This is a genomic window from Novosphingobium rhizovicinum (assembly GCF_040813635.1).
GTDB lineage: Bacteria > Pseudomonadota > Alphaproteobacteria > Sphingomonadales > Sphingomonadaceae > Novosphingobium > Novosphingobium rhizovicinum.
In genome coordinates this window covers 223,340-244,794 of sequence record NZ_JBFNXR010000021.1, presented here as the reverse complement: position 1 = coordinate 244,794, position 21,455 = coordinate 223,340, and the positions used below count along the sequence as shown (strand labels likewise).

The 21,455-nt window shown below is 63.3% G+C and carries 21 protein-coding genes and 1 tRNA gene; 9 read left to right on the top strand and 13 right to left on the bottom strand.

Going from position 1 to position 21,455, the window contains the following annotated elements; all coding sequences use genetic code 11:
• The first annotated feature begins 19 nt into the window (after positions 1-19).
• Positions 20-538, top strand: coding sequence for a peptide-methionine (R)-S-oxide reductase MsrB (msrB, locus tag ABUH87_RS05895; protein WP_367771081.1), 519 nt, complete (start codon positions 20-22; stop codon positions 536-538).
• A gap of 22 nt (positions 539-560) precedes the next feature.
• Here msrB and ABUH87_RS05890 read toward each other — a convergent pair whose 3' ends face one another.
• Positions 561-1,187 (bottom strand): PilZ domain-containing protein, encoded by a 627-nt coding sequence (locus tag ABUH87_RS05890; RefSeq protein ID WP_367771075.1) that lies wholly within the window; start codon positions 1,185-1,187, stop codon positions 561-563.
• A 140-nt stretch (positions 1,188-1,327) separates the two neighbouring features.
• On the opposite strand from ABUH87_RS05890, the gene ABUH87_RS05885 reads away from it, so the two are divergent.
• Positions 1,328-2,527 carry an FUSC family protein gene (locus ABUH87_RS05885; RefSeq protein WP_367771071.1) on the top strand — a complete coding sequence of 400 codons (1,200 nt, stop codon included), beginning with the start codon at positions 1,328-1,330 and terminating at the stop codon, positions 2,525-2,527.
• A gap of 124 nt (positions 2,528-2,651) precedes the next feature.
• On the opposite strand, the gene ABUH87_RS05880 is transcribed toward ABUH87_RS05885, so the two are convergent.
• Together ABUH87_RS05880 and ABUH87_RS05875 are read right to left on the bottom strand one after the other, a co-directional pair.
• Positions 2,652-2,736, bottom strand: a tRNA-Leu gene (locus ABUH87_RS05880).
• 134 nt (positions 2,737-2,870) lie between these two features.
• A complete protein-coding gene (locus ABUH87_RS05875) occupies positions 2,871-3,152 on the bottom strand; it encodes an integration host factor subunit beta (protein ID WP_367771068.1) in 282 nt (93 codons plus the stop codon).
• Between the two features lie 244 nt (positions 3,153-3,396).
• On the opposite strand from ABUH87_RS05875, the gene ABUH87_RS05870 reads away from it, so the two are divergent.
• Both ABUH87_RS05870 and ABUH87_RS05865 read left to right on the top strand, forming a co-directional pair.
• The gene (locus tag ABUH87_RS05870; RefSeq protein ID WP_367771066.1) at positions 3,397-5,052 is read left to right on the top strand and encodes a peptide MFS transporter; all 1,656 of its coding nucleotides are present in this window, start codon (positions 3,397-3,399) and stop codon (positions 5,050-5,052) included.
• A 92-nt stretch (positions 5,053-5,144) separates the two neighbouring features.
• Positions 5,145-5,600, top strand: a complete 456-nt coding sequence (locus tag ABUH87_RS05865) for a DUF3429 domain-containing protein (RefSeq protein ID WP_367771063.1) — start codon at positions 5,145-5,147, stop codon at positions 5,598-5,600.
• 4 nt (positions 5,601-5,604) lie between these two features.
• Here ABUH87_RS05865 and dxs read toward each other — a convergent pair whose 3' ends face one another.
• The 6 genes from dxs to rpe all read right to left on the bottom strand — a co-directional run bounded on the left by dxs (position 5,605) and on the right by rpe (position 12,854).
• A complete protein-coding gene (gene dxs, locus ABUH87_RS05860; protein WP_367771060.1) occupies positions 5,605-7,527 on the bottom strand; it encodes a 1-deoxy-D-xylulose-5-phosphate synthase in 1,923 nt (640 codons plus the stop codon).
• A gap of 132 nt (positions 7,528-7,659) precedes the next feature.
• A complete protein-coding gene (locus tag ABUH87_RS05855) occupies positions 7,660-8,118 on the bottom strand; it encodes a Fur family transcriptional regulator (RefSeq protein WP_367772140.1) in 459 nt (152 codons plus the stop codon).
• A gap of 127 nt (positions 8,119-8,245) precedes the next feature.
• Complete coding sequence (locus ABUH87_RS05850) at positions 8,246-8,413, bottom strand: hypothetical protein (RefSeq protein ID WP_367771057.1); 168 nt, start codon at positions 8,411-8,413, stop codon at positions 8,246-8,248.
• Positions 8,414-8,535: 122 nt separating this feature from the next.
• Entirely contained in the window at positions 8,536-10,128 is a 1,593-nt protein-coding gene (purH, locus tag ABUH87_RS05845; protein WP_367772138.1) for a bifunctional phosphoribosylaminoimidazolecarboxamide formyltransferase/IMP cyclohydrolase, read from the bottom strand.
• 145 nt (positions 10,129-10,273) lie between these two features.
• Positions 10,274-12,190 carry a heparinase II/III family protein gene (locus ABUH87_RS05840; protein WP_367771054.1) on the bottom strand — a complete coding sequence of 639 codons (1,917 nt, stop codon included), beginning with the start codon at positions 12,188-12,190 and terminating at the stop codon, positions 10,274-10,276.
• Between the two features lie 4 nt (positions 12,191-12,194).
• A complete protein-coding gene (rpe, locus tag ABUH87_RS05835; RefSeq protein WP_419956670.1) occupies positions 12,195-12,854 on the bottom strand; it encodes a ribulose-phosphate 3-epimerase in 660 nt (219 codons plus the stop codon).
• A 220-nt stretch (positions 12,855-13,074) separates the two neighbouring features.
• Here rpe and ABUH87_RS05830 point away from each other — a divergent pair, with 220 nt between their 5' ends.
• Positions 13,075-13,611 carry a DUF2141 domain-containing protein gene (locus ABUH87_RS05830; RefSeq protein WP_367771044.1) on the top strand — a complete coding sequence of 179 codons (537 nt, stop codon included), beginning with the start codon at positions 13,075-13,077 and terminating at the stop codon, positions 13,609-13,611.
• On the opposite strand, the gene ABUH87_RS05825 is transcribed toward ABUH87_RS05830, so the two are convergent.
• From ABUH87_RS05825 to ABUH87_RS05815, 3 genes are read right to left on the bottom strand one after another with little or no spacing between them, the layout of a single operon-like run.
• Entirely contained in the window at positions 13,577-14,386 is an 810-nt protein-coding gene (locus tag ABUH87_RS05825) for a nucleotidyltransferase family protein (protein ID WP_367771038.1), read from the bottom strand. The genes ABUH87_RS05830 and ABUH87_RS05825 overlap by 35 nt on opposite strands.
• Positions 14,383-15,279: a hypothetical protein gene (locus ABUH87_RS05820; RefSeq protein WP_367771033.1), complete on the bottom strand. Its 897-nt coding sequence runs from the start codon at positions 15,277-15,279 to the stop codon at positions 14,383-14,385. Before ABUH87_RS05820 ends, ABUH87_RS05825 begins: the two co-directional genes overlap by 4 nt.
• Positions 15,276-16,316 carry a diacylglycerol/lipid kinase family protein gene (locus ABUH87_RS05815; protein WP_367771030.1) on the bottom strand — a complete coding sequence of 347 codons (1,041 nt, stop codon included), beginning with the start codon at positions 16,314-16,316 and terminating at the stop codon, positions 15,276-15,278. Before ABUH87_RS05815 ends, ABUH87_RS05820 begins: the two co-directional genes overlap by 4 nt.
• Positions 16,317-16,486: 170 nt before the next feature.
• On the opposite strand from ABUH87_RS05815, the gene ABUH87_RS05810 reads away from it, so the two are divergent.
• From ABUH87_RS05810 to ABUH87_RS05800, 3 genes are read left to right on the top strand one after another with little or no spacing between them, the layout of a single operon-like run.
• Positions 16,487-17,626 (top strand): CDP-alcohol phosphatidyltransferase family protein, encoded by a 1,140-nt coding sequence (locus tag ABUH87_RS05810; RefSeq protein ID WP_367771027.1) that lies wholly within the window; start codon positions 16,487-16,489, stop codon positions 17,624-17,626.
• Positions 17,626-18,051: an HIT family protein gene (locus ABUH87_RS05805; protein ID WP_367772136.1), complete on the top strand. Its 426-nt coding sequence runs from the start codon at positions 17,626-17,628 to the stop codon at positions 18,049-18,051. The genes ABUH87_RS05810 and ABUH87_RS05805 overlap by 1 nt, the downstream gene beginning before the upstream one ends.
• A 12-nt stretch (positions 18,052-18,063) precedes the next feature.
• Complete coding sequence (locus tag ABUH87_RS05800; protein ID WP_367771024.1) at positions 18,064-19,185, top strand: glycosyltransferase; 1,122 nt, start codon at positions 18,064-18,066, stop codon at positions 19,183-19,185.
• A gap of 28 nt (positions 19,186-19,213) precedes the next feature.
• Here the strand turns inward: ABUH87_RS05800 and ABUH87_RS05795 are convergent, their stop codons facing one another.
• Complete coding sequence (locus ABUH87_RS05795; protein ID WP_367772134.1) at positions 19,214-19,957, bottom strand: phosphocholine cytidylyltransferase family protein; 744 nt, start codon at positions 19,955-19,957, stop codon at positions 19,214-19,216.
• Between the two features lie 140 nt (positions 19,958-20,097).
• Here ABUH87_RS05795 and ABUH87_RS05790 point away from each other — a divergent pair, with 140 nt between their 5' ends.
• Entirely contained in the window at positions 20,098-21,441 is a 1,344-nt protein-coding gene (locus ABUH87_RS05790; protein ID WP_367771021.1) for a lipopolysaccharide biosynthesis protein, read from the top strand.
• The last annotated feature ends 14 nt before the right edge of the window (positions 21,442-21,455 follow it).

The following is a 21,455-nucleotide window of genomic DNA, read 5'->3' as shown; positions in this document are numbered from 1 at the left end:
CGATAGCAACTTAGCAGGGATGGGACGCCACGAACCAGCCTTGATCGACAACGCGAAATCATCTCGACGTCAGATGCTCGGCTGGCTGGCGGCCGGAGTGGCACTACCGGTGCTCGGGGCCTGCGGCAGCGGTCCCGCCGCAGCCAGGAGCTACCCGGTTCAGCATTCTGAAGCAGAGTGGCGCCGGCGCCTGACCGGAGAGCAGTTCCGGATCTTGCGCGAAGAGGGGACGGAGCGGCCTTATTCCTCGCCACTTAATCGCGAGCATCGCAAGGGCACTTACCTGTGTGCGGCAGACGGCAATCCGCTCTTTTCGTCCGCTACCAAGTTCGAGAGCGGAACTGGCTGGCCCAGCTTCTGGAAGCCCTTGCCCGGGGCGGTCGGAACATCGACCGACCTAAAGCTCGGCCTGCCTCGTACCGAGGTACACTGCGCCCGCTGCGGAGGCCATCTGGGGCACGTCTTCGATGATGGACCGAAGCCTACAGGGAAGCGTTACTGCATGAACGGCGCAGCGATGGTCTTCCGTCCGGCCTGACGTTCTTGCGCGGCGGTCGGCGTCAAGCCGAGGTGGTGAGCCGGATCATACGCGCTGCACGCTGGGCGAGTTCGTCCAGGCCCATCAGCTGGCTGAAAACCACGCCATACTCGGGCTCGCGGCGCCAGCAGACCGTCGCCTCGAATAGCGGCAGTTCTCTTGCTTCCAGCCAGAACCGCTGTCTGATCGCAAGCCTCGTCGGCGACTGGATGCGCGCACCCTGTCGTGAAAGATCGAGGATAGTCACCCTCCACGTATCTGCGCCGAGCCTCACGGTCGCCGGATGATGCACCCGTAGACGCAGTGGACGCTTGGGGTAGGGCCCAGCCTCGGACACGAAGGCATCCACATCGATCCGGCGAAGGAAGCGAAAGCCTGCCTCGTTGTTGGCAGCCCAGACGAGCTCCATCGGATAACGTTCTCCGCTCGCCAGCTCGATCATCAGCGTTTCGGCCTTGGGAACGGCGTGAAACAACCGCAGCTTTACGCCGGTTTCGGACACGTCGCGAATGATGCACAGATAGTCAGTGCCATCTGCAATCAGCTTGGCGCTGCGCAGCATGAGCGCGAAGCGCGGCGCGCCGCGCATGTCCGCCACGCTCTTGCGCAGATCACGTTCTGCAGCGCTTTCCTGATCCAAATCTCGCATCGCCCCCTCACGCGCCCACGATCATAGCTGCGTGCCTCGCGCTCTGTGTTCCGCGGGGCTGGCAAGCCTTACCGGTGGGTCCCTAACGATTGGTGAAAGAAAGCAGGTTGAGTGCAATGGTGCGGACGGCAGGAGTCGAGATGATCGATGAAATCGGCTGCCCGGTCCGTACGACGCGGCGGTATAGCAAGCGCCATAGCCTTGCGGAGCAGGGTTGCCCCGAAGCCTGTAGCCAAGCCTCCGGTATCACTGCTCGCCAGGAAGGCAGCAATCCCGCTCCACTAGAAAGGCGTGCGACAAGGCTGACGGGAACATCTGGGCCTCCTCTCGGTAGTCTCTTCGTGAGAGGGCGCAACATCACTTGGGAGAAGTGCCGCGAACCCGTGCGGTTTGGGCTGCAATCGGCCGCTGGAGCAGTGCTCACCTATGCGGTCGTGCGCGCCCTTGGCCTGCCTGAGCTATCCTGGGCGGTCATTTCCGCAGTTTTCGTGACTCACCAGAACTTGGACGCGACCTTCAGGGCTGCAATGGGTCGGATAGGCGGCACTCTGCTCGGTTCTGTGGTCGGCCTCGCTGCGGTGTTGCTGCTGCCGGGCGCAGATGATGTCGGCTGGCGGCTCGCGGCTGTCGCTTTGGCGATGAATGGCTTGGCCGTGATGCTGCCGACCATGCAGTACGGAGTGGTTGCCGCAGCCGTCATCGTTCTGCCCGGCGGCAGCGATGCCTGGGCCGGTGCGGTCGACCGCGGCGTGGCCATCTCGGTCGGCACACTGGTCGGCACAGCTTGCACCTTCATTGTCTGGCCGGAGAGTGCCACCAAGCGCGCGAGTCGGGCTATCATGGGTGCGCTGACGGCATGCGCCGACCTGCTCGACACCGACGCCGACGCTCTCATGCGAGACGAGAAGATGTCATGCGACGATCTGCATCGGCGCTTTCTCACAGCCAATGGGCAGGCGCGCGAGCTGGTCACAGAGGCGCAATGTTGGAGCAAAAGTGGTCGCAATATACGCGCGCTCATCGAGGCCAATTCTCGGCTGTGGCACACGTTGATTATACTGGACCGACTGCAACGAGCAGCGGGCCGCCGAGCCCCGATAGCTGAGAACGAGATGGTGAGATCACGATTGGCCGAAATGCGTGAGCAGGTCTGCGCGGCGCTCAAGAAGGCGCAGCTAGGCCAGCATCTCGATCTTGAACCTGCCAGCGCGGCCATTCGCTGCACCATCGAGGCAACCAGAGAGGACACAGGCAAAGGCGGGTTGGCGCCACTGACGTTCGCGCTGGAAGAACTCATCTGCGACTTGGAAGCTCTCGATCAGGCGCTGTCTCGATGTTGATGCCGTAGATCGGAGCTTGCCTGCGTAGGCTTTCCCTAACGGGTTTACGCCAGAACTACACACGCCCGCTGAAGAGAAACAGCGCGAAACAGCCGGACCCAGGGAAAACGCAACGTTTATAGATTGGTGCGGACGGCGGGACTCGAACCCGCACTGGGAACCCCAAGCGGATTTTAAGTCCGCTGCGTCTACCATTCCGCCACGTCCGCACGGTTTGGGTGCTGTGGCAGATCGATGTGCGTCCGGCAATGGGCCAGCGATGCGCCGGCATGTCTCACCGTGACCAGCGAGCTTGCGTCAGTCCGGCACCCGGCCCGATGCGGCCGCTCAAGGAGCGAACGCGTCAGGTCACATTGAGGCGCTGACGCATTTCCTTGCCGGGCTTGAAATACGGGACGCGCTTCTCCGGGACTTCGACGGTCTCTCCGGTCCGCGGATTGCGTCCCTGCCGACCGTCGCGCTGGCGAGTGGAAAAAGCGCCGAATCCGCGCAATTCGACCCGGCCGCCTGCCGCGAGCGTCTCTCCGATCTCGCCGAAGAAGGTGTCGAGAACCTGCTCAACGTCATCCAGGCGCAGCTCAGGATTTTCCTTCGCGAGAGTCTGCAGCAGTTCGGATCGGATCATATAACCCCCCTGATAGCGTCTCACGCATGCGCGTGGAGGCCTAATTTCCCACGTAAACCGAGTGCCATTATTCCGATATCTCCGCAATGGGGTAGCGAAGCCACAGCCTCGCAGCCTGGTTGTGGCGCAGGTGCGGGACAAAGGTAGCTCGCCGTGGCGGACCATTGCACTTTCGCTACAGGACATTGGCCGCTAACCAGGGCAGTCTCACTCCTGCGGCAGATCACAAGGAATTCGACTTCGCATGAAGGATATCGCTGTCTGGAACGAAGGCGACTGGATCGCCGCTATCGCAGCCGTTGCCCTGTTTGCGGTGCTGGTGATCGGCGGCGTGATAGCCACGCGGAAGAGCGGCGAATTTGCCGGCCATCCTCGTGGGCTGTTCGTGCTCTTTTACGCGGAGATGTGGGAGCGCTTTTCCTACTACGGCATGCGCGCCCTGCTGGTGCTTTATCTGGCCAAGTTCTGGCTGTTCAGCGACGGCAAGTCGAACCTGATCTACGGCGCCTATACCAGCTTGGTTTACATCACTCCGGTGCTCGGCGGGTATCTGGCCGACCGATGGCTCGGGCAGAGAAAGGCCGTCCTGTTCGGCGGCGTCGTGCTGGCGCTTGGACACCTGTTCATGGCTGTAGAAGGCATGCACGGCGTGACGGATCCTGCCATCAAGCAGGCTGATCCCGCGATCAACGTATTCTGGCTGGCGTTGTCGCTCATCATCGTCGGCTCCGGCTTCCTGAAGGCCAACATCTCGGTAATCGTGGGTCAGCTCTACGGCATGCGCGATACCCGGCGCGACGCGGCCTATACGGTGTTCTACATGGGCATCAACGTCGGTGCGGCTCTGGGCACCATCCTGGTCGGCTATCTGGGCGAGACGATCGGTTGGTCCTGGGGCTTCGGGCTGGCGGGCATCGGCATGGTGCTGGGCCTGATCATCTTCGTGCTCGGCAGACCGGCACTCCAGGGCAATGGAGAGCCGCCTGCACCCCTTGCGCGCAAGGTGGAGTGGACTCTCTATGCCACCGGCGCTGCAGCTGTCGCCGTGATCTGGTTCCTGGTGCAGTATCAGGACGTCATCCAGTCGCTGCTGATCGTGTCCGGTCTCGCCATGCTGGGCTACACGCTCTACGAAGCGTTCAAGCTACCGAAGGAGCCAAGGGAGCGGATCTTCGCGATCCTGTTCCTGATCGCACTCAATCCGGTGTTCTGGGGCCTCTTTGAGCAGGCGGGCGGTTCACTGAACCTCTACACCGACAAGTACGTCGACAAGGGCGGCGTGCCTACCAGCCTGTTCCAGTCGATCAACCCGATCTACATTGTGATCTTCGGACCGATCTTCGCGGCACTCTGGCAGTGGCTGGGCCGCAAGGGTATCGAGCCTTCCGCGCCTGCCAAGTTTGGCCTGGCGCTGCTTCAGGTGGGATTGTCGTTCCTCGTGTTCGTGTGGGGCGCTCAGTCGGTCGGCATGGCGGCAATGACCCCCGTGCTCTTCGTCTTCCTGATCTACCTGCTCCAGACCACGGGCGAGCTGTGCCTCTCGCCTGTCGGCCTCTCTGCCATGACCCGCTTGGCGCCAGCCACGCTCGGGAGCTTCATCATGGGGGCATGGTTCTACATGACGGCGGTGGGTAACTTCGTCGCCGGCAAGATCGGTGAAGCCACGGGGGGTGAGAGCGGCGAAATGACCAAGGAGCTGACGCTGGCGATCTACTCAAAGATCGGCTGGATCACGATTGGCGTTGCCGTTGTCGTGCTGGTCCTGGCGCGCTTCGTGAAGAAGTGGATGCACCTTGAGACGCTGCAGGACAGGAACGTGAGCGACGACTTGCGCGGGCAGCCGCAGGCCGGGCTGGAAGCGCAGGAGGCGGGCATCCATCCTTCGGTGCGCCCGCACTGAGGCCGTCGGGAGGTGAGGGGCACGGCGGCGGGTCCGCTGGCGTGCTCCCAGATTGCGCTAGAACCGGAGCAGTACTCGCGCATTGAACAGGCATGAGCGCGCGCCGCACCGATACGCCTGAGCGCATCCCGCTCTTGAGCCTCCTTCTTGGTTATGGGCCCGTGTTGATCATCCTCCTGGCAGGCGTCGCGTTCCTGTTCGACCGGCTATGGGCGGTACGGTTCGGCCAGCTCTGGGCGGCAGCAATCCTGATCTTCCTTGCAGGCGTCGTACGCGGCTTGAGCTTCTTCACCGAAGGAGGGCCGCGCATGACCCAACTTCTGATGATGCTCTTGCGCTTTCTGTGCGGAATAGGCGGACTCATCATCTCGCCGCCCTTTGCCTTCGGCATCCTTGGGCTGGGATACCTCAGCATCCCTTTCTACGATGCACGGGCTGCACGCACGGGCGCCGCGCCGCGCTATTTCGCGCGATTGCGGCCGCCGCAGATGGCCATTGCTCTGGCGGGGCTGGTCCTGCTGTCCATCCCGGCTGCGAACGGCGGCTGAGACCTCAGGCGCGCGCCTCGCTCACGCCGCTGCTGTTGTGGCGCAGTGCCTTGAGAACCGTATCCACGATCTGCGGAGCGTTAAGCCCAGCCTCATCGTACTGCTTTTCGGGCTTGTCGTGGTCCTGGAATACGTCCGGCAGCCGCATGGTGCGGATCTTCAGGCCTCCATCGGTCAACCCCTGGTCGCTGGCCAAAGTCAGCACATGGGCGCCCAGTCCGCCGACAGCCGCTTCCTCGACTGTCACGATCACTTCATGGCTCAGCATGAGCTTGCGGATCAATTCGCTGTCGAGCGGCTTTGCGAAGCGAAGGTCGGCGACAGTCGTCGACAAGCCCTTGGCATCCAGCGCGTCGGCTGCCTTGAGCGCCTCACCCAGGCGTGTTCCCAATGAGAGCAGAGCGACCTTCGTGCCTTCGCGAACGATGCGCCCCTTGCCGATCTCCAGAAGGTGCGGCTTGGCCGGGAGCGGCACGCCAACGCCGTTGCCGCGTGGATAGCGAAAGGCAATCGGCCCGGCGTCGTACTGGGCAGCAGTATGGACCATATGGACCAGCTCCGCCTCGTCCGCTGCGGCCATGACCACCATGTTGGGCAGGGTGGCGAGGTAGGTCACGTCGAAGGAACCCGCGTGAGTCGCACCGTCAGCGCCCACCAGACCGGCGCGATCGATCGCGAAGCGGACGGGCAGGTTCTGGATCGCGACGTCATGAACAACTTGGTCGAACGCACGCTGCAGGAAGGTGGAGTAGATCGCGCAGAAGGGCCGCATGCCCTGGGCTGCGAGGCCTGCCGCAAAGGTGACCGCGTGCTGCTCGGCGATGCCGACGTCGAAGGTGCGATCGGGAAAAGCCTGCTGGAATTTGTCCAAGCCCGTGCCGGAGGGCATGGCCGCAGTGATCGCGCAGATCCGCCTATCTGACTGGGCTTCTGCCGTCAGAGCCTTGGCGAACACATTGGTATAGCTGGGAGGACCGCCCGCGCTCTTCACCTGCTCGCCTGTGATGACATCGAACTTCTGGACGCCGTGGTACTTGTCGGCGCTCTCCTCGGCCGGTGCGTAGCCTTTGCCCTTTTTGGTCACGACATGGATCAGGCAAGGCCCCTCGGCCGCGTCGCGCACGTTCTCGAGGACAGGGACCAAGGCATCGAGATCGTGACCGTCGATCGGACCGACATAGTAGAAGCCCAGTTCCTCGAACAGGGTGCCACCCATGGCCATGCCACGGGCAAACTCGTCCGTCTTGCGCGCAGCGTTGTGGAGCGGCCGGGGCAGCTTGCGAGCGAACTTGCGCGCCAGTTCGCGCAAGCCCAGGAACTGGCCCGAAGAGACCAGCCTGGCCAGGTACGAGGACAGCCCTCCGACAGGTGGCGCAATCGACATGTCGTTGTCGTTGAGGATCACCACCAGCCGATTGCCCGCGTCACGGGCGTTGTTCATGGCTTCGTAAGCCATGCCGGCGCTCATCGCGCCGTCGCCGATGACGGCGATACCGCGACCCGGCGCATCGTTCAGCTTGTTGGCGATCGCAAAGCCGAGCGCAGCGGATATCGAGGTTGAGCTGTGTGCGGCTCCGAAAGGGTCGTATTCGCTCTCTGACCGTTTGGTGAAGCCCGAAAGGCCGCCACCCTGCCGCAGGGTGCGAATACGGTCGCGGCGTCCGGTCAGGATCTTATGAGGATACGCCTGATGGCCGACGTCCCAGATAAGGCGGTCTTCCGGCGTGTTGAAAACATAGTGGATCGCCACGGTCAGCTCGACGACGCCGAGGCCCGAACCGAGGTGCCCTCCGGTCTGTCCCACAGCGGAGATCGTCTCCGTGCGCAGTTCGTCTGCAAGCTGTCGCAGGTCTGCGGGCTTGAGGCGGCGCAGGTCGTCGGGCGTGGCGACGGTGTCGAGAAGTGGCGTTGCCGGGTCGGCTGTCATGTCGGGCTTGTACACGCGTGCTAGAGAAGTGTCGAATAGCGCGAAGGTGCAATATGAGCCTGCGCTGGTTAAAGACAGAAAAAACCGGTCATGCGAATAGGTGCAGGAGCGGTTTACTGTCTGCGCTATGGGTCAATTGCAGGCAGAGCAGGTGCCCCGCAACTCCACGACCGGCCGAACATCGGCGAACCCCGCATCGCGTGCGGCACCGATCAACGATCCGGTGAGCCGATCATCATCGATGTGCACAATGGCGCCGCACGAATCGCAGATCAGAAAGATGCAGTCATGCCGGCAGCCGGGATGGCTGTTGGCAACGTAAGCGTTGGCGCTTTCCACTCGCCGGGCCAGATTCGTCCGCACGAACAGGTCGAGAATGCGATAGACGCTGTTGGGCGCCACCCGCTTGCCCCGGGCCGAGGAAACGCTTTCCGCGAGATCATAGGCGGACGCGGGCTTCTCGCTTTCGGCCAGTGCCGAGAAAACGTCTGCGCGCATATCGGTCCATTGTTCGCCCGCGTCGACCAGCGCCGTTCGGGCTGCCGAAACGAGGTTGTCGCCGGAATGTTCGTGATGCTTGTGTCCCACCATGGGGGGAATATGGCGGGCGACGGTGCCGGGCGCAATCATCCGGGTACTTCAAGCAAGGATGAATGCGGCTCGGCGATGTCGGGGCACTGCGTTTGCTGGGGCGCAGCAATCGGGGGCCCTCGACGAATTACTGAGCTACTGCTGCCTCGGCTGGCGGGACGATGCCAGCCGCCAGGTCGTTAGAGCCGTCGAGGCTGATCGTTGCGACCACAAGCGCCGCGCCGCCCAGGAAACCGAGGGCGAAGAAGCGGCTGAATTCATTCTTGAAGAGGCTCATCTGCATTTCCGATCTCACTTGCCCTCCGTCCTTCCGGCGTTATCGGGCTCGCGCTTGCACTGCGCTGAATGGCGTCATCAAAGCGCCTTAATCTCGACCAACCGCGAGATCGAGGCGACAAACGGCGTGGCTACACCGAATCAGTGGCGGAAGTGGCGCATGCCGGTGAACACCATCGCCAGCCCAGCCTCATCAGCCGCCTTGATCACTTCCTCGTCACGGATAGAGCCACCTGGCTGGATCACCGCGGTTGCGCCTGCTTCAGCAGCTGCCAGAAGGCCGTCCGCGAAGGGGAAGAAGGCGTCGGAGGCGACAGCGCTGCCAACGGTGCGGGGCTTGGCCCAGCCATAGGTCTGCGCGGCCTCGGCTGCCTTCATCGCAGCAATGCGAGAGGAGTCGCGCCGATTCATCTGCCCCGCGCCAATCCCGGCCGTGACGCCGTTCTTGGCATAGACGATCGCGTTCGACTTGACGTGGCGCGCCACTGTCCAGGCGAAGAGGCAATCCCTCAGTTCCTGCTCCGTCGGCGCCCGCTTTGTGACGACTTTCAGGTCCTCGGCCGAAATCGCGCCGTTGTCCCGGTCCTGCATGAGGATGCCGCCCGCGATCACTGCCAGCGTCTGGCCAGCCCGGCGCGGGTCCGGCAGGCCGCCGGTCAGCAACAGGCGGAGGTTCTTCTTGCGCGCGAAGGCTGCGCGTGCCGCTTCGTCGGCAGCGGGCGCAACCACGACTTCGGTGAAGATCTCGCAGATGGCCTCGGCTGTGGGGCCATCAAGGGGCTGGTTCGAGGCAACAATGCCGCCGAAAGCGGAGACACTGTCGCATTCGAGCGCACCTTTCCAGGCGTCGAGCAGAGTGGCTCCCTGAGCGACACCGCAAGGATTGGCATGCTTGACGATGACGATGGCGGGGGCTTGCCCGCGGAACTCAGCGGCAAGCTCAAGCGCAGCGTTGGCGTCGTTGTAGTTGTTGTAGGACAACTCCTTGCCCTGCACCTGCTCGGCCTGGGGAAGCCCCTTCGTGTCCACGCCTGCGGGCACATAGAGGGCGGCATTCTGGTGCGGGTTTTCGCCGTAGCGCAGAGTGCCGGCAAGAACGCGCGTCATGCTTGCACGTGGCGGGAACTTCTCTTGCTGGTCGACGGTGGCGAACCACTGGCTGATGGCCGAATCGTAAGCCGCTGTCGCGGCGAAGGCGCGTGCCGCCATCCGCTTGCGGAACTCGGCGCTGGTGGCGCCATCGTGACTACCAAGCTGAGCGAGCAGATCAGCGTAGTCGGCAGGATCGGTCACGATGGTGACATAGGCGTGGTTCTTGGCGGCGGAGCGCACCATCGAGGGCCCCCCGATGTCGATGTTCTCGATGACCTCGTCGCGCTCGGCGCCTTTTGCGACCGTGGCTTCGAACGGATAGAGGTTCACCACGACCAGATCGATCGCACCGATCCCGTGTTCGGCCATCGCGTTTGCGTGTTCCGCATTGTCGCGAACCGCCAGCAACCCGCCGTGAACCATCGGGTGCAGCGTCTTCACCCGGCCGTCCATCATCTCGGGGAAGCCCGTCACCTCAGAGACGTCCTTCACCGTCAGACCCGCGTCCCGCAAAGCCTTCGCCGTGCCCCCGGTGGAAACCAGCTCTACTCCACGTGCGGCCAAAGACTGCCCCAGCTCGGCTAGGCCGCTCTTGTCCGAAACGGACAGCAAGGCGCGGCGGACGGGGACGAACTGGGTCATGGCGGCGATTTCCGATGTTGGCACTGCGCGCGCTCCTAGGTCGGGTGGGCCCGAGGGGCAAGCATCAGCGGCATGGCACTGCGCTTTTCAACCGGAACCGACCTGCGTGCTGTTCGCGTCGGAAAAGTGGGTGCGAACCCGGCGTTCAGCCCATCTTCTTCAAAAGCCAGCCGAAGTTCCCGCCCCCACGCGAGATGAGACCCTGAAGCACGATCTGCTGAGTTGCGACCGGCCGACCCTGAGCATCGACCCAGAGGCTGTCTTCGACCGTGACCTCACACCCGGAGGCGCGAAACTGCCAGTAGCTGCCGTCCGGCAGGGCAAGCCCTGCGCCCTGCGCATCATCGGAGACGCCGATTTCCACGTCCGGTCCCAGGTGAAACCGGATCGCGAAGCTGACTTTGCCGCGTTTTCCTTTGCGCCCGGTAGGCAGGAGCAGATCCTCGCCACGCAGTTCGGTGCCGTCATCGCGCAGGATCAGGATGCGGCGGTGCGTCAGGCCGTAGCGGCTGGCGTATCCATTGTGGCTTGCCTCAAGCCGGGTAGCTGAACTGCCGCCTGCATCGATCGTGCGCCGTTCGATATCGACTTGCGACACGCCAACGCCGATCGCACCGTTGATCAGGATTGCAGTGGAGTTCGCATCGTCGAGAGCCAAGGTCGAGTGTGCGGCGGTTGCGCGCAGGCCCTGCTCTAGCCGCACCGGCACGAGGCCGCCAGCGCCCGCTGCGCCCCCGCAGTTGACGATCAGCCGGTGGCCGGCGTGAGATATCTCAAACGCGAGTGTCGAAGCGCAGCCATAGCGGGCATGGCGTGGCATCGGCGGCGGCGCAGCGTCGAACAGAAGCACGGACTTGCCAGCGAGCACGCGCTGATAACCCCACTGGCGCACATCCCGCAGCGGCCGGGTGCGAACGCCGCTGGCTTCCACCAGCGCCGCCACGTCGTCCGCGTCAACCGCCCAGCCGCCTTGCCAACTGCCAAGAGCGCCATCGGTGTGGATCAAGGCCAGCAGCGGCGGCACCAGCAATGTGAGCATGGCATCCAACGCCTTGGGCGGTTCACGACGTGTCGCTTGATAACAGGCGCGCAGCCGCACCAGCAGCGCGATCGCTTCCATTTGCGCCAGCGGACTGCGTGAAAGGACGCCGCCGTCTTCCCCCACGACGTCGCCCAGCGCCTTGATCAGGCCAGCCTCGCCGTAGAGGCGCCGCGGTTTGCCATCGGGCAGCAACAGGCCGGCAGCGACAATCGCGCACCAACCAGCGACTTCTGCGAGCCCGTCCTCCGCATGGCCCACGTTGCGATCCAGCCATCGAGCTGTTTCGCTCATCGCCCTCAAGGCACGGCTTCGCAGGCTTTTCTCGCCGGAAAGGATAAGAGGAGCATGCACCAGCCAGTGCAGCAGCCGGCACCCTGTGTTGCCGACGGTCCAGGCTGGCCCCTTGCCAGGACGTGCCGGCGGCATCGGATTGGCATGAAGCCAGGCGGTCAGGATCCGCTCGGCAATGGGCGCTACCTGGCTGCGAGGCGCGCAGGCATCGAGGTCCGTGAGCCATGTAAAGGCATGGACGGTTCGCTCGATGGGCGGGGAAACTCTGGCTGCCCCGGCATAATCGACCTGTGCAATGGGCGTCTTTGCGCCGTGAACCAGGAAGTGACCGGCACGCAGCGCTGTTCCCGCAACGCGGTCCCCCGGGAGAGGATTGGTTACGGTGGCCAGAAGGCGCAGTTTCGACTTCTTCCCTACCGGGGACACGAGCATCGAGCCGGGGATACCCAAGCGATAAGCGAACCGGATCAGGCGCTCTCCAGTTCCAATCTCCGGCGGAGTGAAATCGTGAAGCGCAAGCGCGCGACCAGGCTCGATTAATTCGCCGGTCACGTGAGGCGCTGTCTCGCTGGGCGCGTGCACTGCTGAAACATCGGACGCAGGCGCGGCGCTTCTGCTATCCTGCTCCTTCAGGGCTTCCTCCCCGGTGTCGTTCCCGAACGGTATCGCCCGAGGGTCGCTGCGGTTCCCTTGGCCCCGGCGCCTCCTCGTGCGTACCTCTTGCGACATTGGCTCAGCCCAGACCCTTCAGCGTGCGAATGTTCGCGGCGTACCGATCCGGTCCGCCCCGGAATGTTGCCGTACCGGCGACCAGCACGTCAGCACCGGCACTGATGCAGGAAGGCGCGGTTGTTGCATCGACGCCTCCGTCAACCTCCAGCCGGATGTCTCGTCCGGTCTTGTCGATCATCTTGCGTACGGCTTCAATCTTTCGAAGCTGGCTTGAGATGAAGCTTTGACCGCCAAATCCCGGATTGACGCTCATGACCAGAACAAGGTCGATCTCGTCGATGAGGTAGTCGAGCATCTTGGCCGGCGTGCCCGGATTGAGCGAGATCCCGGCCTTCTTGCCGAGTGCCTTTATTGCCTGGACCGTCCGATGAATGTGCGGACCTGCCTCCGGGTGAACCGTGATGATATCCGCACCCGCCTCTGCGAAAGCTTCAAGGTAGGTATCCACGGGCGATATCATCAGGTGGACGTCGAACGGCTTGCTTGTGTGAGGACGGAGCGCCTTCACAACGGCAGGGCCGATCGTGATGTTCGGTACGTAATGGCCGTCCATCACGTCGACGTGGATCCAGTCTGCGCCGGCAGCGTCAATCGCGCGCACTTCCTCGCCGAGGCGGGAGAAGTCAGCGGAGAGGATCGAAGGAGAAATCAGGGGGGGCATGAACAAAGTCCTTTATTGACGAATAGGGCACTACATCTTGTGCCGACAAGTTGCGGCCCGACCGTTTTCCACACTGCCCTTGCGCGAAGCCGAACGCCGCCTGACAGGAAGTTCAGTCTGGATTAAGCGCACAAGTGACAAAGGGTTGGCAACACAAGGGGGACGGGCCTGCGCTGCGCGGTAGCTGCAGGTTCTTGAGCTTCAGAGAGATTATCAAGGCATGAACAGCAGGAATTCTTCCGTTTCATCAGTGCGTCCTCGCGTCCGGCGTCGGGCTGCCGCGGCAGTGGCCGTGCTTCTCGGCAGCATTGCGGTCGTGGGCGCTACGCCAGCATTGGCGCAGTATCGCCAGGAAATTCGCAGCGATATGCGTCGGTGTACTGCCGGATCGGGGCCGGCGGTGATGGTGACCGTCGACAACGTGAAGAGCTCGACAGGCAAGATCCGGGTGCAGTCCTATAAGGCAACGCCGGCGGACTGGCTGCAGAAGGGGCGTTGGCTCTCGCGTATCGAGGTGCCCGCCAAGGCTGGAACAATGACCTTCTGTGTGCCGGTGCCATCAGCCGGCCAGTATGCGATCGCGGTGCGTCACGACGTGAGCGGCAATGGCCGTACCGACCTCACCAGCGATGGCGGCGCCATGTCGAACAACCCCAGCATCAACATCTTCAATCTTGGCAAACCGCATTACAGCAAGACTGCCTTCACGGTGGGCAACGACGTTAAGTCGATCCGGATCCAGATGCGGTATATGTAATCGTGGCGCTGGCTGCGACCAGCGCCCGCACGTCCGCCAGATCGGCTGGTTTGTCGACATCGACAGCCGCAAGCCCGTTGCGTGCCGCCACGGCGGCAGCGTGGATTCCGATGCGCTGACCCAGGCGCGCAATTGCTTCCGCCATGGTCAGCCTGCCGAGCGCGTAGCGCCACAAGGTGCCTATTCCCAGCCGTGCCGCAATTCGCCAGGGACGCTTGCGATCGGCCTCCACAGCAGCCCAGGTTGTAATGGCGGCGGAGGCCCGAGCCGTCGCGAGAAGGAAGAGGTTGCAGCCGGACCAGCCGCCGTCCGCCAGCTTCAGGTATGTGCGCCGGCTGCCTGGCACCGCGGCCTCAACCGTATCGCGGTGTGCGAGTAGTACTGCTACATCGGCCGTTGTGGGCGTGTCAGCGATGAAGTCTTGGATCCACGCGCTTTCGAGCAGGGCGTGGTCCGCAGTCGTCACCAGCATCGGTGCGCCATAGCGATCAAATGCAGCCGCGACGCTGGCGCTAGGTCCCCCGCCCGGAGGTACGACTTCGCAGGCCAGTTCGCGTGCTAGCGTCACGACGGCGGGGTCGTTGGCGCTCACGGCAATCGTTTCAATTCCGGCGCCTCTCAGGGCTGCGACCACGCGGGTGAGCATTGGCGACCCGCCTACATCGACCAGCGCCTTGTGCGCCGCGCCCTCGGCAAGCGCGACGGGATCAGGCCTGCCGGGACGAGAGCCCGCCAGCACGAGTGCGGTCCGCGCGCGCGCCTCTCCCACGGTCATACTTGCGCTCGCTTCGCCCGCCAGACCTGCCACAGGACTGCGGGCGCGGCGAGCACCGGGTGCTTCTCCCGCCAAGGCGTGAGCGGCACCGCCACGCCAGTATGGCGCTCGATCTTCCATGCGGCATAGCGGGCGGCGCCTTCAAAGGTCGTGGATGCACGCACCAGACGCATCAAATTGTATGGCTTGCCGAGCCGCTGTCGCCGTTTCCACCATCGCTGTGCTTTGCGGCGCTCTGCGGTGGGCATTTGAGGCTGAAGGACATCGCCCGTGCCTCTTGTGTAGGCGATGCCTTCAGCTGTCAGGGCGAGAGGAAGAAGCCCATCAAAGTGCGCGCGATTGGCTGAGAGGATTGAATCCTCCCGTCCGGCCTTTTCGACTCTGAACTCGGCGGCGTATGTGGCGCGGAACAAAGCGCGCCAATAAACATCGGCGGTTCCGCTGAAAGGTCCAAGCGCCACCGCCAGCCGCGCTGCGGTTCGTGCCGCTCGCGCCACTGCCCCCTGGATCGCATGGGAAGCGCTGACGTCGCGGCTCCAGACAAGAGCGCTGGGTTGCACGAAGCGAGCCCAGATCGTCGTGTCCACGAGCTTACCCGAGGCGGCCGCTGCGAAAGTTGCCAGCGTCATTGTTGCGACTTTGGCGCGCAAAACCTGCCCTTCGGTCTCCCACTCGTGATAACTTACGCGGGGCCATATCCCGGTCTCTACGGGACCTTGGGTCAGCACGTAAAAGTCCAGCACGCCCTCAAGCGAGTGGGTTCGCAGGTTGGAGCCGTAGAAGAGCACTCCAAGCACGGCTTCTCCGGCGAAGCGCTCCGCAAATGCCTTCACTTGAGGCTCGACCGGATGAGTGAGCGCCTCCGCCGTGCGCTCCTCAAGAGTGTCCGTCATGGGACGACGAAAGTGAGCTGCGGCCCTTCCTCAAGCAGGTAGTGCCCGGGCGGGAAAGCCTCTCCGTCCAGGATAAAGGCGCCCTCGAGATCGAAGTCGACCGAAGTGGCTGCGACGCGCGTGGCACCCGCACGTTCCATGAAGCGACCGAAAAAGCCCAGCAGTATTGCCGGAAGCATCAGTAGCAGCCAGCGCACGGGAGAATCGAGCACCGCCAGCTTGAGGCCGTCCGGTACACGACGGCCGAATGGTCGCACCCCCAGCGGGAAGTTCTTGAAAGTCGTCGCGATCGCCATGAAGCGCTCGTCAGGAGAGCCCCGGCCGCTATGCGGCAGTTCCCGACCGCTCAGGTGATCGCGCAGCCGCATGCGGGTGTTTGCCCGCCAGGGATTGCCCTTACGTCCAAATACAACCTGCAGGATTGTCCAGAGGATCGTCAGGCCCACCGCGAAGCTGTTGAACGCTCCTCGCCGATGTGCGGCTTGACCGGCTTCCGTGCCCTTGGTGAATACGCCTGATCCCAGAAAGAAACCGAGGGCAGAGCCGCCATCGCGCTGCGAAGAGATCCGCATGGGGCTCCGCTGCACCACGCCGCCGTTACGCGCCGCGACGAGAGCCTCTGACAGGCTCCAGCGATTCGGCAGGCCCAAGTCGACTGCCAAGGCGTTGGTTTTCCCCTTCGGCAGCACGATCAGCGCTGGCCAGGTCTCTCCGAAGATGTCTGCACCGCAGGTAAGCACATCGCGCACGGTCCCGTCGCCGCCATCGATGACAAGATAATCGATTCCGCGCTCGGCAAATTCACCAAGGCTCTCGCGAAGCGCATCGCGGCTGCGGGGCGTCTGGGTGAGAATATTGGAGCACTGCGCCAGTTCCGCCTCGTGTCCCTTGTTCCGGTGACTACGCGGATTGCGGATGATACCGACGAGCGGAACCGCCCGCCCGCGCGGCACATAGCCGGAGGAGTTGGATGCCACGTGCCCTCCGAGGTCGGAAAACCGGGGCAAGGTCTCGAATTCGTATATCTTTCCGTGCACAGCGCGTTCCATCTAGGGATGCGTCTGGCGGAAATCACGCAAAAATCGACCGGTGACACATCCGTGTTACAGTTTTGCTACCTTCATAGGCTTGGGCCCCCTCCAGGTTCCCGCTGAATCGTTGACGGCCGGAGATTGCTTGCATCCCGACCCTCGACTAGGGCGCGCCGATGGATTCCATCGACCGTTCGCCATCCTTCGCGTCCGTTGGCGAAAACGACACCCGCCTTTGGGGCCTCACCGCTGCCGAGCGAGGGCGGCGAATTGCAAGAGCGGCGAATCTGGCGCCGAAGGATGCCACAAGTGGCCCCAGTGTGCTCGCCAATGCGGCCTTTGCGTTCGATCCGGCATGGCTCCACTACGTGGCCGAACAGCCCGGCCTGGTGCTGACGTCGGGCGGCGTTCCTGCTCTGGGTCATGCGCGCGATCCCGCAGAGGTGCAGGAACTGGCCGCCGCCATGCAGGAGGACCGACCGCTTTCAGCGACGTCGCTGCGCGTGCTGGCCTACGAAGATGGTCCGACAATCGAAAACAAGACTCTGCGCAAGCGCGAGACGCCGTTCTTGATACCCTTGCGCCCTGACACTGTCCGACGGATCGAGCGAGCCAGCTATTTCGGCGCTTACAAGGGCGTCACCGATATCTTGACGAAGTACCTGTGGCCGGAGTGGGCACTGGTGCTCACGCGGGTGGCGGCCCGGCTCGGCCTGACCCCGAACTTCATCACTTTCATCGGCGCCGTGTTCTGTGTCTTGGCCACCTGGTGCTTCGCAGAGGGCCTGTACTGGCTGGGCATGGGCCTCGGCCTGGCATTCATGGTGCTCGACACCGTCGACGGCAAACTGGCGCGGTGCACCATCACGTCTTCCGCCTGGGGCAACGTGTTCGATCACGGGATGGATCTCGTCCATCCACCGTTCTGGTGGTGGTTCTGGGCCGTTGGTCTGGGCCATTGGGGGCTGGCTTACGAGGACGCAACCTTCTGGTGGGTCCAGGGAGCGATCCAGCTAGGGTATGTGGTCCAGCGTCTGATCGAGGGGATCTTCATCCGGCAGAACGGGATGCACATTCACGTCTGGCGCAAGTTCGACAGCCAGTTCCGGCTGATCACTGCACGACGCAATCCGAACATGGTGATTCTGTTCGCGTTCATGCTCTTCGCCCGCCCCGATCTCGGGCTGATCGCGGTGGCCTGGTGGACGGTGATTTCCTGTCTGATACACTTGGTGCGGCTGTTCCAAGCCTGGGTCATCCGGGCGCGGGGCGGCAAGATCAAGAGCTGGTTGTCTGACGAGGGGGTTCCCGCATGATGAACGCCACCATCTCGAAGTTCGGCTATCCCGCTACGCTGATTGCCGAATACACGCATTGGCTGGTGCTTCTGCGACCGGCTCAGCCGACGCTCGGCAGCCTTGTTCTTGCAGCGAAGTCAGAGGCAACGGCATTCGGTCACCTGCCGGGCGAGGCCCATGCCGAACTGAAGCAAGTGACGGAAGCCATCGAACGGGTCCTGAGCGGCTTCACTGACTACGCGCGTCTGAACTATCTGATGCTGATGATGGTCGATCCCCACGTTCATTTTCACGTCATACCTCGGTATGAGGGTGCGCGGGAATGGCAGGGCCGCAGCTTCGCCGATGCTGGCTGGCCGAAAGTGCCTGAACTGGGAGCCGCGGTCGCGCTGAACGAGAGTGAAATAGACGCTCTATCCCGGACGCTGGCCGAGCGGTTCTGAGATCCCGCCACCATGGCGCGGCTCGTTGTTTTCCTCCACCAGCTGGTGGCCACCGGCGTTGCGCGCAACGCGATCGCGATTGCCCGTCACATGCACGCCGCAGGCTGGGATACCAGCTTGGTGACGGTGCGAGACGGCGGCGAACTGGCCGGCGCCGCGCCCGAAGTACGACATGTAGCGCTGGGCGGACGTGCACGGTCGCGTAGGCACGACCTTGCACTTTCGATCCCGCGCCTTCGCGAAACGCTGCGGCAGCTGGCGCCAGACATAGTCCTTTCCGCGGGCAATCATGCGCATTTTGCCCTGCTTGCAGCCGCCTGCGGCTCGGCCCGCTATCGTCGTATCTACCGCTTCAGCAACGATCTCGCCCATGCGGCCACGCCGGGCAGCTTGCGCTCTCGCCTGAGTAGCCGGCGGCTTACGGCTCGGCTTGTCGCGCGAGATGCCGACGCCATTGTGCTTGTATCGCCAGACCTGGCGAATGACCGTATCCTCAAACCACACGTACAGACTGGCAAGGCGCGCATCATCCCCAATGGAGTGGATGTGGAGGTGGTCCGTCTCCGGGCCGCCGTTCCGTGCGACGGGCTCGAAGGTGCGGCAGTCCCGATCGTTCTGGGTGTGGGCCGGCTGGTACGGCAGAAGAATTTCGCTCGTCTGATCGAGGCGTTCGCCCTTGCCCGTGCCGAGCGGCCACTAAGCCTTGCCATTGTCGGTGGCGGCAAGCGTCGGGCGCGGGCAGCGTTGGAGGAGCATGCCGCGAAGTTGGGTGTCGCCAGGGACGTCAACTTTGTGGGCAGGGTAAGCAACCCTTTCCCTTTTTTCCGCGCCGCCAGTGTGGTCGTCATTCCATCCCTTTGGGAAGGATCGCCCAACGTGCTGCTTGAGGCACTCGCCTGCGGAACCCCTTTGGTCGCCTCGCGAACCGCAGGAAACGCAGCGTCTTTATTGGACGAGGGGCGCTTCGGTGTGCTGATCGATCCGTACGACGTCTCAGCCATGGCGCAGGCAATTCTGGCGCAGCTTGACCCCTCTAGCGCGATTCTGCCCGGTGATCGGGCATTCGAATTCGACCGTTCGTTGACGCTGCTGGCTTACCAAGCCTTGTTCGAGGAAACCTTGGCCGCCCGGTGAGCCGGGCCGGGCATGCTGTACGGCGTAGTCAGCTACCCTGCCAACGATCGGTGAGTGCGGTTGCGATCTCGATATCGTTCAGGAAATCGACTTCCGCCCAGTCTTTGCCCTCAATCGAAACAGTTCCGACCTTGCCGGTCGGCGCGAGGCTGTCGATGACTTTGAGATACCAGTGCTGCACGCCCTCAGGCGTACGCATGGCCTGCCGCACGGCTTCGCGGAACAAGTCCGCGCCCTCTCCGCGAAAAGCCAGAAAGCCGATGGATTCGGCATTGGACTGCTGGGCGGTAAGGGTCTTGCCGATATGAAGGAGGCGGCCGTCGGCACCGCGCTCCACTTTCATGTCGTCGCTGTCGTATTCGCTTTTTACATCCACGGTGACCGCAATCGGCCAGCCGCTGTCCTGCTGGACGGTTCGCACGATGTCCTCAGACACAAGGGTGTCGCCGTTGAGGATCAAGAAGTCTCCCTCCATCGCGTCCCTCGCGATCCAGCAGGAGCCGAGATTGTCGGCGACCTTGTAGAACGGATTAAAGCGCGTGGTGACGCTCACCCGCGGATCGCGGATGCCAGCCACGACCTCGTCCACCATGTCGGTCATGAAGCCTGTAACCACATCGATCCGCTTCACGCCCCCACGGGCGAGCATCTCGATCTGCCATTCGATCAGGGTGCGTCCGGAAAAGTCTATGAGGCACTTGGGCCGCTCGGCTGTGAGCGGCAGCATGCGGGAGCCTTGGCCGGCGCTCAGGAGGATCGCGTGTTCGATCATCGCCATGCCCTAGCCGTTGGCGGCGCATGTTGGAAGAGTGTGCTGCGGACGATAACGACTCCGCGAACGACCGTGCGCGCCGGTACTCTGTTGCTGGCTTGCCTTGCCATAAGAGGGGGAACGTAGCAAAGGCCGCCGCTATGCCCGCTGATCGCGCCAAGTCCAGTTCGCCCCTCGCGCGGATCATGGCCAACACGGCTTGGCTCATTGGCGGCAAGGGCTTCGGCGCGGTGTGCAGCATCGTGTACCTGGCCATTCTCACCCGAACGCTGGGCCTGAAGGGATTTGGCCACTTCGCCTTGATCTTCAGCACGGCGGAAGCGTTGATCGCTGTCGCCGGATTTCAGACCTGGCGGGTAGTGGTGCGGTACGGCGCATCTCACGTTCATGACAAGAACTGGGCTGCGTTCGGGCGCCTCGGTATGCTTGCCGGCATGCTGGATGCAGTCGGTGCCGTCTGTGGCTGCATCCTTGCTGCCGTCGTCTTCTTCGGATTCGCTCACCTGCTCGAGCTGAATACAGATTACATCCTGCCCGGCTTCCTCTTCTGTTGTGCATCGCTGTGGGCGCTGGTCTCCGCTCCGACTGGAATTGTCCGGACGCTCAACCAGTTCCAGATGGCGGTCTATGTGGAGGCAGTGGTTCCTCTGGGCAGACTCATCGGCGCGGTGACCGTCTGGCTCACCGGGCCGAGCGTGGAGCGGTTCCTGATTGTCTGGGCGGTGGTCGATCTGCTCGAGGCGGTTTGCTACTGGGCCATGGCCAGGCGTCTTTGTCCGGAGGCGGTGCGCCTCTCATATCTCAGGGACTATCGACAGACCTTGCGAGAAAACGCCGGGCTGTGGCGGTTCTTCTTTGTCACTTACGCAGGCTCCACGCTGGATGCGGTGACCAAAAACGGGCCGCTGTTGATCGTGGGCGCCATCCTGGGCACGCGGGCCGCTGGCCTTTACCGGTTGGCCAACCAGCTTTCGCAGGCGCTCAGCAAGTTCTCGACGCTCCTGACCCGCGCCGTCTACGCCGAGATTTCCCGCATGCGCGTCGCCTCAACACTGCAAGAGTTCCGCCGACTGGCCTTGCAGACGAGCTTGATCGCGGGAGCCGGTGGCGTTGTCGTTGTTGTCATCGCGTTGACAGCCGGGCGGTCGCTTCTGGGGCTGATCGGCGGTGAGGCCTTTGAAGGCGGTGCTGCCATCCTGGTTCCGCTTGCTATCGCGGCGAGCTTCGATCTGGCGAGTGTGGCGTTCGAGCCGGTGCTTCATTCGACGGGCCGAGCCCAGCTCTCTCTCATGGCCCGTCTGATCGCGATCGTGGCGCTGGGTGTGGGCTTGTGGTTTCTTATATGGACCGGACCCAGTGGGGCCGCCTGGGCGGTCGCGCTGGAAGCGGCAGCGCTTTATGTGGCGATGGGGCTGATGGCATTCGTCACCTTGCGCCGCATCAAGGGCGATGAGCCCTTGCGACCGGCCTCGACACCCTCCTGAGCTTGCGTATCATG

What these genes read in the sequence shown, in the direction of transcription:
- msrB (WP_367771081.1), top strand. Translation starts at nt 20, where the DNA reads ATGGGACGCCACGAACCAGCCTTGATCGACAACGCGAAATCATCTCGA.
- ABUH87_RS05890 (WP_367771075.1), bottom strand. Translation starts at nt 1,187, where the DNA reads ATGCGAGATTTGGATCAGGAAAGCGCTGCAGAACGTGATCTGCGCAAG.
- ABUH87_RS05885 (WP_367771071.1), top strand. Translation starts at nt 1,328, where the DNA reads ATGATCGATGAAATCGGCTGCCCGGTCCGTACGACGCGGCGGTATAGC.
- ABUH87_RS05875 (WP_367771068.1), bottom strand. Translation starts at nt 3,152, where the DNA reads ATGATCCGATCCGAACTGCTGCAGACTCTCGCGAAGGAAAATCCTGAG.
- ABUH87_RS05870 (WP_367771066.1), top strand. Translation starts at nt 3,397, where the DNA reads ATGAAGGATATCGCTGTCTGGAACGAAGGCGACTGGATCGCCGCTATC.
- ABUH87_RS05865 (WP_367771063.1), top strand. Translation starts at nt 5,145, where the DNA reads ATGAGCGCGCGCCGCACCGATACGCCTGAGCGCATCCCGCTCTTGAGC.
- dxs (WP_367771060.1), bottom strand. Translation starts at nt 7,527, where the DNA reads ATGACAGCCGACCCGGCAACGCCACTTCTCGACACCGTCGCCACGCCC.
- ABUH87_RS05855 (WP_367772140.1), bottom strand. Translation starts at nt 8,118, where the DNA reads ATGGTGGGACACAAGCATCACGAACATTCCGGCGACAACCTCGTTTCG.
- purH (WP_367772138.1), bottom strand. Translation starts at nt 10,128, where the DNA reads ATGACCCAGTTCGTCCCCGTCCGCCGCGCCTTGCTGTCCGTTTCGGAC.
- ABUH87_RS05840 (WP_367771054.1), bottom strand. Translation starts at nt 12,190, where the DNA reads ATGTCGCAAGAGGTACGCACGAGGAGGCGCCGGGGCCAAGGGAACCGC.
- rpe (WP_419956670.1), bottom strand. Translation starts at nt 12,854, where the DNA reads ATGCCCCCCCTGATTTCTCCTTCGATCCTCTCCGCTGACTTCTCCCGC.
- ABUH87_RS05830 (WP_367771044.1), top strand. Translation starts at nt 13,075, where the DNA reads ATGAACAGCAGGAATTCTTCCGTTTCATCAGTGCGTCCTCGCGTCCGG.
- ABUH87_RS05825 (WP_367771038.1), bottom strand. Translation starts at nt 14,386, where the DNA reads ATGACCGTGGGAGAGGCGCGCGCGCGGACCGCACTCGTGCTGGCGGGC.
- ABUH87_RS05820 (WP_367771033.1), bottom strand. Translation starts at nt 15,279, where the DNA reads ATGACGGACACTCTTGAGGAGCGCACGGCGGAGGCGCTCACTCATCCG.
- ABUH87_RS05810 (WP_367771027.1), top strand. Translation starts at nt 16,487, where the DNA reads ATGGATTCCATCGACCGTTCGCCATCCTTCGCGTCCGTTGGCGAAAAC.
- ABUH87_RS05805 (WP_367772136.1), top strand. Translation starts at nt 17,626, where the DNA reads ATGAACGCCACCATCTCGAAGTTCGGCTATCCCGCTACGCTGATTGCC.
- ABUH87_RS05800 (WP_367771024.1), top strand. Translation starts at nt 18,064, where the DNA reads ATGGCGCGGCTCGTTGTTTTCCTCCACCAGCTGGTGGCCACCGGCGTT.
- ABUH87_RS05795 (WP_367772134.1), bottom strand. Translation starts at nt 19,957, where the DNA reads ATGATCGAACACGCGATCCTCCTGAGCGCCGGCCAAGGCTCCCGCATG.
- ABUH87_RS05790 (WP_367771021.1), top strand. Translation starts at nt 20,098, where the DNA reads ATGCCCGCTGATCGCGCCAAGTCCAGTTCGCCCCTCGCGCGGATCATG.